9 protein-coding genes are annotated in these 10,769 nt (G+C 65.5%); 4 read left to right on the top strand and 5 right to left on the bottom strand.

What is annotated here, in order from left to right; all coding sequences use genetic code 11:
- Positions 1-127 precede the first annotated feature (127 nt).
- A complete protein-coding gene (locus JHD07_RS20720) occupies positions 128-2,197 on the bottom strand; it encodes a prolyl oligopeptidase family serine peptidase (RefSeq protein WP_291625295.1) in 2,070 nt (689 codons plus the stop codon).
- A gap of 212 nt (positions 2,198-2,409) precedes the next feature.
- Between JHD07_RS20720 and JHD07_RS20715 the strand changes: the two genes are divergently transcribed.
- Together JHD07_RS20715 and JHD07_RS20710 are read left to right on the top strand one after the other, a co-directional pair.
- Entirely contained in the window at positions 2,410-3,657 is a 1,248-nt protein-coding gene (locus tag JHD07_RS20715; protein ID WP_291625293.1) for an MFS transporter, read from the top strand.
- A 238-nt stretch (positions 3,658-3,895) separates the two neighbouring features.
- Positions 3,896-5,140 (top strand): MFS transporter, encoded by a 1,245-nt coding sequence (locus JHD07_RS20710; RefSeq protein ID WP_291625291.1) that lies wholly within the window; start codon positions 3,896-3,898, stop codon positions 5,138-5,140.
- 81 nt (positions 5,141-5,221) lie between these two features.
- On the opposite strand, the gene JHD07_RS20705 is transcribed toward JHD07_RS20710, so the two are convergent.
- Positions 5,222-5,716 (bottom strand): VOC family protein, encoded by a 495-nt coding sequence (locus JHD07_RS20705; RefSeq protein ID WP_291625288.1) that lies wholly within the window; start codon positions 5,714-5,716, stop codon positions 5,222-5,224.
- A gap of 162 nt (positions 5,717-5,878) precedes the next feature.
- Entirely contained in the window at positions 5,879-6,424 is a 546-nt protein-coding gene (locus tag JHD07_RS20700) for a carboxymuconolactone decarboxylase family protein (protein ID WP_291625286.1), read from the bottom strand.
- 134 nt (positions 6,425-6,558) lie between these two features.
- On the opposite strand from JHD07_RS20700, the gene JHD07_RS20695 reads away from it, so the two are divergent.
- The gene (locus JHD07_RS20695; protein ID WP_291625284.1) at positions 6,559-7,758 is read left to right on the top strand and encodes an acyl-CoA dehydrogenase family protein; all 1,200 of its coding nucleotides are present in this window, start codon (positions 6,559-6,561) and stop codon (positions 7,756-7,758) included.
- A 150-nt stretch (positions 7,759-7,908) separates the two neighbouring features.
- A complete protein-coding gene (locus JHD07_RS20690) occupies positions 7,909-9,048 on the top strand; it encodes an acyl-CoA dehydrogenase (protein ID WP_291625282.1) in 1,140 nt (379 codons plus the stop codon).
- A 118-nt stretch (positions 9,049-9,166) separates the two neighbouring features.
- Here JHD07_RS20690 and JHD07_RS20685 read toward each other — a convergent pair whose 3' ends face one another.
- A complete protein-coding gene (locus JHD07_RS20685; protein ID WP_291625297.1) occupies positions 9,167-10,204 on the bottom strand; it encodes an amino acid ABC transporter substrate-binding protein in 1,038 nt (345 codons plus the stop codon).
- Positions 10,205-10,333: 129 nt separating this feature from the next.
- A partial coding sequence (locus JHD07_RS20680; RefSeq protein ID WP_291625281.1) for a L,D-transpeptidase occupies positions 10,334-10,769 on the bottom strand: 436 nt, incomplete at its 5' end.

Genomic DNA, 10,769 nt, shown 5'->3' with positions numbered 1-10,769 from the left:
CAACGGGACAATCCCCTAGAGCAGAAAGCCCTCACCCGCCGCGCTCTTCGAGCGCGTCGGCCTCTCCCGCGAGCGGGAGAGGCAAGAACCCGGTCGCCGGGCTCGCGCTGATGCGATCAAGACGCCGTCACGTCTCCCCATCCCCCCACCCGATCTTCTCCTTCAAGAACCGATAGCCCAGCACCTCGAAGCTGGCGCGCTCCTTGTTGTCCTTGCCGTAGCCGTGGCCGCCGGCGGCCGGCTCGTAGAACCAGGCCTCGTAACCCATCGCCTGAAGCTTTGCCGCCATCTTGCGGGCATGGCCGGGATGGACGCGGTCGTCGCGCCGCGTTGTCGCGATCAGGATCGGCGGATAGGGCTGGCCGGCTTTCACATTGTGATAGGCCGAGTAGGCCTTCAGCCATTCCCATTCCTCGGGCTTGTCGGGGTCGCCATATTCGGCGATCCAGCTCGCGCCCGCGAGTAGCCTGGTGTAGCGGCGCATGTCGATCAGCGGGATGGTGCAGAACAGCGCGCCGAAGCGTTCGGGATAGCGCACCAGCATGTTGGTGATGAGGATGCCGCCGTTCGATCCGCCCTGCGCAGCGATGCGTTTCGGCTGCGTCACGCCGCGCCGGACGAGATCGGCAGCGACCGCGGCGAAATCGTCGTGCGAGAGCTTCTTGCCGGCGAGCCGCCCGGCATCGTGCCAGCGCGTCCCGAACTCGCCGCCGCCGCGCAGATTCGCCTGCACCGTCGTGCCGCCGCGCTCCAGCCAAAGCTTGCCTAGCGAGGCGTTGTAATACGGCTTCACCGCGAGGCCGAAGCCGCCATAGGCGCTCATATAGACCGGCGCATCGCCGGTCTCCCCGGCGGGCCCCGTCTGCACATAGGGAATGCGCTCGCCGTCGACCGAGACCGCCTCGTGCTGTGTCACTGTGAGGCCCTCGGCGGTGAATGTCTTTGGCGCCTGCTTCAGCACGATCGGGCTGGCGACGCCGCGCTCGATCAGCAGTAGCGATGGCGGCGTGAGCGGGTCCTGTACATTGGCGAGCAGATCCCCGTTGCTTTCGGAGGGATGGCGATCGAGCGTCCAGACGTCGACGACGCCGATCCGGGGCAGCCCCGGCAGCGTCTCGCGGCTCCAGCCCGCGGCGGATGGTGTACAGACCTCGAATTGGGGGCGCAGCTCGTCGAGAATCGAGAGCACGAGCTTGCCCGCCGTCCAGAACAGGCCTTGCAAAGCGCGACGCGGTGCCGGCTCGAACAGCACGACAAAATTGCGGCTGCCGTCCAGGAATGCCGCCAGCGAGATGCCGAGCACGCTATCTGTGGCATAGGTTCTCCCCTCCACAGTCCAGTCCTCGCGCAGCTTGATCGCGAACCAGTCGCCATGCGCCTGCATCCAGACGCCGGTCGGCAGATCGAGCTTCGTCATGCGACCGTCCGCATCGCGCAGCCAGATCGCGCCGTTGAAGAAGTCGATCTGGTCGACGATCCAGACGCGCGGCTCGGGTCCGGTGTCGTCGGCCATGCCGTGGATCACCATGTGATCGGCCGCGGTCTCGATGATCACCTCCGCCTGATCGACAGGCTGGCCGAGCCGCCACAGCCGAACCGTCCGCGCATAGCCCGAGCTCGTCGCCATGTCCTCGCCATGGGCGCTCGACAGCAGCAGCGTGTCGGCATCGAGCCAGTCGACGCCGCCCTTCGCTTCCGGCAGCGTGAAGCCGTCGGTCAAGAAGCGCTTCGTCTCCAAGTCGAATTCCCGCAGCGTCACGGCATCGCTGCCCCCGCGCGACAGGCTCAGAATGGCGCGCGAGCTTGCGGGCATCGTGGCGATCCCGCTCAGCAACCAGTCCTCGCCTTCGTCGCTTGCGAGCTGATCGATGTCCAGCATGATGTCCCACGCGGGAGTGGATTTACGAAATTCCGCCAGCGAAGTCCGCCGCCACAGGCCGCGCGGGTTGGTGGTGTCCTTCCAGAGATTGTGCAGGTCCGAGCCGCGCCGGCTGACATAGGGAATGTTGTCGGGGCGGTCATAAATCGCGGCAAGCAGATCGCGGTCGCGCTCGAAGGCTGCGCCGCCGAAGGCCTGCAGCGTCAGGCTGTTCTGCCGTTCGACGAAATCAAGCGCCTGCGTGCCCTCGATCTCTTCCAGCCACAGCCAGGGATCGTCGTCGGGAGCGCTGAGCGTGGGCCTGTCGTCGACGGACATGAAACGTAACTCCCGGGAATATCGCGGCGGATAGGATTTGATCGAGCGCAAGCCGTCAAGCTCGCGCGCCGTTATCATCCCGCCGATTGCGTCAGGGGCATGGCCCGCGCCCGTTTGCGCCGGTTGCCCGCTCTCTCCCGCCTCTCCATAGTGCCGCGAATCAACAAGGCCTATGAAATTCCCCTTGAAAGCCCGTTGGGGCGGAAATGCCGATGCTGGACGTCACTGCTGCCAATGAGATCGCCGCCGATGCCCGCGTGCGCGCCAACGTCGTGCGCCTTGCCGCCGCGCAGGCGTTGACCGGCGCCAACTCGGCCGTGATCTTCGCCACCGGCGCGATCGTCGGCGCCACGCTCGCGCCCGACATGTCGCTCGCGACCGTGCCGATCTCGATGTATGTGGTCGGGCTTGCCGCCGGCACGCTGCCGACCGGCGCGATCTCGCGCCGCTTCGGCCGCCGCGCCGCCTTCGTCATCGGCACGGGTCTCGGCACGCTCACCGGCTTGCTCGGCTCGTTCGCGATCCTGCGCGGCTCGTTCGTGCTGTTCTGCCTGGCAACCTTCCTCGGCGGCCTATACGGCGCCGTGGCGCAATCCTATCGCTTCGCCGCCGCGGACGGTGCCAGCGCGGCGTACCGTCCCAAGGCGGTGTCCTGGGTGATGGCGGGCGGCGTGTTCGCCGGCGTGCTCGGTCCACAGCTCGTGCAATGGACCATGGACGTCTGGCAGCCCTATCTGTTTGCCTTCAGCTTCCTGGTGCAGGCCGCCGTCGCGCTGGTGGCGATGGGCATCGTCGCTGGCGTCGACATGCCCAAGCCGGCACCGGCCGATTTGGATGGCGGACGGCCGCTGCTAACCATCGTGACGCAGCCGCGCTTCATCGCGGCCGCGCTGTGCGGCGTGATCTCCTATCCCATGATGAACCTGGTGATGACGTCGGCGCCGCTCGCAATGAAGCTGTGCGGCCTGTCGGTGTCCGATTCCAATTTCGGCATCCAATGGCACATCGTCGCCATGTACGGGCCGAGCTTCTTCACGGGCTCGCTGATCGCCCGCTTTGGTGCGCCCAAGATCGTGGCCGCCGGATTGTTGCTGGAAGCGGGCGCGGCCGGCATCGGCCTGTCGGGCCTCACCGCCATGCATTTCTGGGCCACGCTCGTCGTGCTCGGCGTAGGCTGGAATTTCTCCTTCATCGGCGCGTCCGCGCTGGTGCTGGAGACGCACCGGCCGCAGGAGCGCAACAAGGTGCAGGCCTTCAACGATTTCCTGGTGTTCGGCATGATGGCGATCGGCTCGTTCTCCTCGGGCCAGCTGCTCGCCAATTACGGCTGGTCCGCGGTGAACCTCGTGGTGTTCCCGCCGGTCGTGCTGGGTCTCGCTGTGCTCTCGCTGGTCTCCTGGGCGAAGCGCCGCAGGGCGCGGCTGGAGGCCGCCATGGGCGAGTTTCCCGACGCGGTGTGAGTGGCGGGAGGCTGTCAGCAGCGTTGACGCTTCGATCGCCGTCGAAGTGATTTTCGGGTGAGGGTCGGTTAGATGTCGTCATGGCCGGCCTGTTCCGGCCATCGACGGCTTCAAATGTTGCCGTCATTCCGGGGCACCCGAAGGGTGAACCCGGAATCTCGAGAGTCTCAGCTGCGCAATTGCGCACCATAGTTCGATGCTTTCGCATCGCGCCGGAATGACGGTGGGGAAGCAACGCATGCTCGATGACCCTCAACAGCCCAAGATCGACGAATCCTCGCTCCGCTACGAAGGCTGGCGCATCGTCGCGGTCTGCTTCCTGCTCGCCACCTTCGGCTGGGGCCTCGGCTTCTACGGCCAGAGCGTCTACGTCGCCGAGCTGCAGCGCGCCCATGGTTGGTCGGCGTCGCTGATCTCGTCGGGCACGACGTTCTTCTATCTCTTCGGCGCGCTGCTCGTCGTCTTCGTCGGCGAAGCCGTTCGAAAATACGGCCCGCGGCTCTGCCTGGTCGTTGGCACGCTGGCGATGGCGGCGGCCGCGGTCGCGATCGGCACGGTGCGCGAGCCCTGGCAGCTCTATCTCGCCGATGCCGTGCTCGCCTTCGGCTGGGCCGGCACCAGTCTCGCCATGATCACCAACACGATCAGCTTGTGGTTCGACCAGAAGCGCGGCATGGCGATCAGCCTCGCGCTCAATGGCGCCAGCTTCGGCGGCATCGTCGGCGTGCCGCTGCTGGTGATGCTGATCGGCCATGTCGGCTTTGCCAGTGCGATGTACGCCACGGCCGTCACCATGCTGGTGTTGCTCCTTCCGGTGATCCTGCTTGCCGTCGGCCGTCCGCCCGAACACCACGGCTGGCACGCGGCAGCGAAGGCGAAGCCGCAATCGTCGACCGAGATCCGCGCCTGGGCGCTGCGGGACGTCGGCTTCCTCGCGGTGACCATCGCCTTCGCCCTGGTTCTGTTCGCGCAGGTCGGCTTCATCGTCCACCTGATCTCGTTCCTGGATCCCGTGATCGGCCGCGAGCGCGCCGCCGTGGCGGTCGCCGTGCTGACCGCGATGGCGGTGGTCGGCCGGGTGCTGTTCTCGCTGGCGATCGACCGCCTCAACCAGCGCCTGGCCTCCGCGCTGTCGTTCCTCAGCCAGGCCGCTGCGCTCCTCGTCGTCATCAACCTGCAAAACGACTACGTGCTGATCGCGGCCTGCGCCTTGTTCGGTTTCTCGGTCGGCAATTTGATCACGCTGCCGTCGCTGATCGTGCAGCGGGAGTTCGCCAGCGCCGCGTTCGGCGTGCTGATCAGCCTCAACACCGCGATCAACCAGGTCACCTACGCGTTCGGCCCCGGCGTCGTCGGCGCCTTGCGCGACTGGTCCGGCGGCTACACGCTGCCGTTCTATCTCTGTGTCGTACTGGAGGTGGCCGCGGCTGCGCTGATCATGGTGCGAGGGAAGCCAAGGGCAGGCTCTCGTAGGGTGGATTAGCCGAAGGCGTAATCCACCAATTTTGTTCTGCATTTGTTGAAGCAGGGTGGGTTACGGCTTCCCCTAACCCACCCTACGGCATCACGCCTCCCGTTCCCTCAGCAAACCCTCCACATCGAGCCGCTTGGTGAACATCGCGAGCTTGCCGTCCGGCCCGAGCGGCCATTGCTCCTTCGGCTTGTCCCAATACAGCTCGACGCCGTTCTCGTCAGGATCGCGCAAATACAACGCCTCGCTGACGCCGTGGTCGCTGGCGCCATCGAGCGCAATGCCGGCCGTGAGCACCCGGTGCAGCGCATCCGCCAGCGCCGGCCGCGTCGGATAGAGGATGGCGGTGTGATAGAGGCCGGTCGTGCCGGGCGGCGGCGGCGAGCCGCCCTTGCTTTCCCAGGTGTTGAGCCCGATGTGGTGATGATAGCCGCCGGCCGAAATGAAGGCCGCGCCCGAGCCCATCTTCTGCATCAGCTCGAAGCCGAGCACGCCGCAATAGAAGGCGAGCGCACGATCGAGATCGGCGACCTTGAGGTGGACGTGGCCGATCCTGGTGCCGGCGGGAATCGCCTGGTTATCCGACATGTGAATGCTCCCTTGAAGGCATGGACATAAGTTCGGCGCGGGGAGCGCGCTACGGGCCGATCCCGAAACCCATCGTTTCCGAACGGAGACCAATTGGTGTCAGCGCCGGGCAGAGGTCCACCTCTCCCGGCTGGGGAGAGGTGAACACCGGCTGCACTCGCTCTAAGCCAGTTCCGACACCTCGCCCTCGGGCAGGTCGAACTCGAACGTGTTCAGCGTCATCGACACCAGCGTGTAATAGCCGCAGAGACCGATCACCTCGACCACGCCGCGCTCGCCCAGCAGCTTCACCGCCTCGTCGTAGAGGCCCTTCTCGACGCCGTGGCCCTCGTGCAGCGACTTCGCGAGATCGTATATCATCTTCGCCATGGGATCGTCGAAGTCGGGGGTGCGGCGGTCGCGGATCGCATCGATGATCTCCCCCTTCATGCCGCCGGCGAGCGCGAGGCGCTTGTGCGCGTACCATTCGTAATGCGCCGTCCAGTGCCGCGCCGTCACCAGGATCGCGATCTCCGAAAGCCTGGCCGGGAAGATCGTGTCGAAGCGCATGACCTCGCCGAGCCGCGTGGCGTGGCGCGCCATCTCCGGACTGTTGAGCCAGGCCATCATCGGCGGCGGCGGCTTGCCGCGCTTGCCCGCGATCGACTCGTCATAGGTCTGCCGTTGGCTCTCGTTCATTTCGCCAGGCGAAAGAAGTTTCAGGCGCATCCTCGTTTCCTCTTTGTTTTCAAGCACCGTCTTGCCGTGACTATAGCCGACTGCGGCTCGCGGAAGTGGTTGAATTCCGCGGGGGCTTGGCCCAGAGTCGTCCCCAACAAGTCTTTTGATTGATGGAAACGACCATGAGCGACACTGAGACCGCCGAGCTCGAGACATTCCGTAACGAGACGCGCGCTTGGCTGGAAGCCAACTGCCCGCCCGAGATGCGCAAGCCTGCAACCTCGGATGCCGACGTGTTCTGGGGCGGGCGCAACGCCAAGTTCTCGTCCGAGCCGCAGCGCGTCTGGTTCGAGCGCATGCGCGACAAGGGCTGGACCGTGCCCGACTGGCCGAAGGAATATGGCGGCGGCGGCCTCAGCGCCGCCGAGCATAAGGTGCTGCGCGCCGAGATGGCACGGATCGGCGCGCGTCCGCCGCTGTCGAGCTTCGGCATCTGGATGCTCGGGCCGGCGCTCCTGAAGTACGGAAACGACGCGCAGAAGAAGGAGCATCTGCCGAAGATCGCCGCGGGCGAGATCCGCTGGTGCCAGGGCTATTCCGAGCCGAATGCCGGCTCCGATCTCGCCTCGCTCCAGACCCGCGCCGAGAGCGACGGCGACGACTTCATCATCAACGGCCAGAAGATCTGGACCTCCTACGCCAATTACGCCGACTGGATCTTCTGCCTCGTGCGCACCGATTCCGCGGCGAAGAAGCATGACGGCATCAGCTTCATCCTGTTCGACATGACGTCCAAGGGCGTCTCGACCAAGCCGATCCTCTTGATCTCGGGCTATTCGCCGTTCTGCGAAACCTTCTTCGACAATGTCCGCGTGCCGAAGTCGCACGTGGTCGGCACCGTCAACCGCGGCTGGGACGTCGCCAAATATCTGCTCCAGCACGAGCGCGCGATGATCTCGGGTATGGGCGAGCGCGGCGTCGGCCGTCCGCTCGGCCAGATCGCGGCCGACACCGTCGGCACCGATGGGCAAGGCAGGCTCGACGATGTCATGCTGCGCGGCGAGATCGCGCGCTTCGATGTCGATGAAGCCGCGCTGGCTGCCTGCGCCGAACGCGCGGTCGATCTCGCCAAGGCGGGACAGGCGCATCCGGCCTTCTCCTCGGCCATGAAATATTACGGCACCGAGCTCAACAAGCGTCGCCACGAGATCCTGATGTCGGCCGGCGGTGTCGATGCGCTGGAATGGGAGAGCGAGCGTTCAGGGCAAGGCGCGAAGCCGCGCGCCTGGCTGCGCACCAAGGCGAACTCGATCGAAGGCGGCACGTCCGAGGTCATGCTCGGCATCGTCGCCAAGCGCATTCTGGATTTGCCGGGGGCGTGAGCGACGCTTTCACCACCCGTCATTCCGGGGCGCGCGTAGCGCGAGCCCGGAATCCATAACCACCAATCGGGAGTATGGATTCCGGGCCTGCGCCTGCGGCGCATCCCGGAATGACGAACCAACATAGATTTCGAACCGGAAAACACGCACATGGCCCTCGTCCTCACCGAAGAACAATCTATGCTCCGCGACAGCGCGCGCGGGCTGATTAGCGACAAAGCGCCGGTGTCGCACCTGCGCCATCTGCGCGACAGCAAGGACCGGATCGGCTTCTCTAAAGAGCTGTGGCACGCCTTCGCCGAGATGGGTTTTGCCGGTCTCCTCGTGCCGGAAGAGTTCGGCGGCAGCGGTCTCGGCTATGTCGAGGCCGGCGTCGTGATGGAAGAGATCGGCCGCACGCTGATGCCCTCGCCCTTCCTCGCCACCAGCGTGGTCGCGGCCTCCGCGCTCAACCACGGCGGCAATGCCGCGCAGAAGTCGGAATACCTGCCGAAGATCGCGAGCGGCTCGCTGCTCGCGACGCTCGCGATCGACGAGGGCGCCAAGCATCGTCCGCTCCAGACCAGCCTTCAAGCCGTGCGTGCCGGCAACGGCTTCAAGCTCTCCGGCGCCAAGGCGCTGGTGGTCGACGGCCACGTCGCCGACCTCCTGATCGTCGCCGCCCGCACGGCCGGATCGGCCGGTGAGCGCGAGGGCCTGACGCTGTTCCTGGTCGATCCCAAAACAAAGGGCGTGGCGATCGAACGCACCATCATGGTCGATGCGCACAACGCCGCGCGGATCGAGTTCGCCAATGTCGAGGTCACGGCCGACAGCGTGCTCGGCGAGGTCGATCAGGCCGCCTTCCTGCTCGATGGCGTTCTCGACATCGGCCGCGGCGCGGTCGCCGCCGAGATGGTCGGTCTCAGCGAGGAAGTGTTCAACCGCACCGTCGAGTACCTCAAGAGCAGAAAGCAGTTCGGCAAGCTGATCGGCGAATTCCAGGCGCTGCAGCACCGCGCCGCCGAACTCTATGTCGACATCGAGATCACCCGCGCCGCCACCATGAAGGCGCTGCAGGCGCTGGACGCCGACGTCGCCAAGGCCGCAGCCGCCGTCGCGGTCGCCAAGGCCCGCGCCGGCACCACCGCCACGCGCGCGGTGCAGGAAGGCGTGCAGATGCATGGCGGAATGGGCATGACCGACCAGTTCGACATCGGCTTCTTCATGAAGCGCGCGCGGGTGTGCGAGGAGCTGTTCGGCGATGCCAACTACCACACCGAGCAGCTGGCACGGGCGCGGGGGTATTGAGGCGCTCTCGTAGGGTGGGTTAGCGAAGCGTAACCCACCAACTTCGTTCGGTATACGCGGAAGCATGGTGGGTTACGCTTCGCTAACCCACCCTACGACGCTTCGCCGGAAACGCCCCTTACCGCATCGGCGGCGCGTATTGCACGCCGCCGGCGTTCCACAGCTGGTTCATGCCGCGGGGGATCTTCAGCTTGGACTTCTCGCCGATGTTGCGGTCGTACATCTCCCCGTAATTGCCGACGTGGCGGATGATGCGCGCCGCCCAGTCCTTGGTGAGGCCGAGCTGCTCGCCGTAACGGCCTTCGGTGCCGACGAGGCGCATCACTTCCGGCTTCTTCGACTTCAAGGCCTCGTCGATATTCTCCGAGGTCACACCCAGTTCCTCGGCGTTGATCATGGCATACAGCGTCCACTTCACGATCATCATCCAGTCGTCGTCGCGCTGGCGCACGACGGGGGCGAGCGGTTCCTTGGAGATGACGTCGGGCAGGATCAGGTGATCGTCGGGCTTGCTCATGGTCAGGCGCAGCGCATAGAGCTGAGAAACGTCGGCGGAGAACGTGTCGCACTTGCCGCTGTCGTAGGCCTTCACGACGTCGTTGAGATTATCGAACTTCACCTCTTCATACTTCATGTTGTTGACGCGGAAGTAATCGGCGACGTTGAGCGTCGTCGTGGTTCCGTTCTGCACGCAGATCTTGCTGTCGGCCAGTTCCAGCGAAGTCTCCTTGTTGCGCGCGCGCGGCACCATGAAGCCGACGCCGTCGTAATAGGCCACCGCCGGGAAATACAAATCGTAGTCGAGCTCGCGCGCCATGCTCCACGTCGTGTTGCGCGAGAGGATGTCCACCTTGCGGCTCTGCAGTTCCTTGAAGCGCTCGTTGGCGTCGAGCGCGATGAACTTCGCCTTGCCGGGGTCGTTAAAGATCGCGGCGGCCACCGCGCGGCAGAAATCGACGTCGAAGCCGGTCCAGTTGCCCTTGTCGTCGGGGATCGAGAAGCCCGGCAGGCCCTTGTTGACGCCGCACAGCACCTCGCCGCGGCGAACCGTGCGCTTCAAGGTGCGGGTGTCGTAGAATTCATAAATGATCGCGCCGGCGGCGATCAGCACGGCGAGGGCGAGCCCGATCAGCAGGCCGCCACGAAAAGTGCGCATCATGTTGCTCTCTCGAAAAACCGGGAAAAGAAATCAGGCGAGGACGGAGAGCATGATCCGGATCCGGACGGGCGCGTTTGCGCAAGGCGCGCTATGGCCGTCCGAAGCGATCATGCCGGGATCATGACCTTAGAGCTCGGGCTTCTGCCGGATGACCACCTTGGTGCCGACGGGAACGCGATCGTAGAGGTCGGCGACGTCGGCGTTGACCAGACGGAAGCAGCCCGAGGACACCTTGGTGCCGATCGTGTCGGGTCGGTTGGTGCCGTGGATGCGGTAGACGGTGGTGCCGAGATACATCGCGCGCGCTCCCAGCGGATTGCCGGGGCCGCCGGCCATGAAGCGCGGCAGATAGGGCTGGCGCTGGATCATCTCCGGCGGCGGCGTCCAGTCCGGCCATTCCTTCTTGTTGGTGATGGTCACCAGCCCCTGCCACTGAAAGCCGTCGCGGCCGACGCCGATGCCGTAGCGGATCGCGCGCCCGCCGGGCTGCACCAGATAAAGGTGACGTTCGGCGGTCGAGACGATGATCGTGCCCGGCGGCTCGGTGGTGCGGAAGTAGACC

This window comes from Bradyrhizobium sp. (assembly GCF_016462955.1).
Lineage (GTDB): Bacteria > Pseudomonadota > Alphaproteobacteria > Rhizobiales > Xanthobacteraceae > Bradyrhizobium.
Note: the sequence above shows the minus strand (reverse complement) of the source record. Positions and strands in the feature narration are given on the sequence as shown.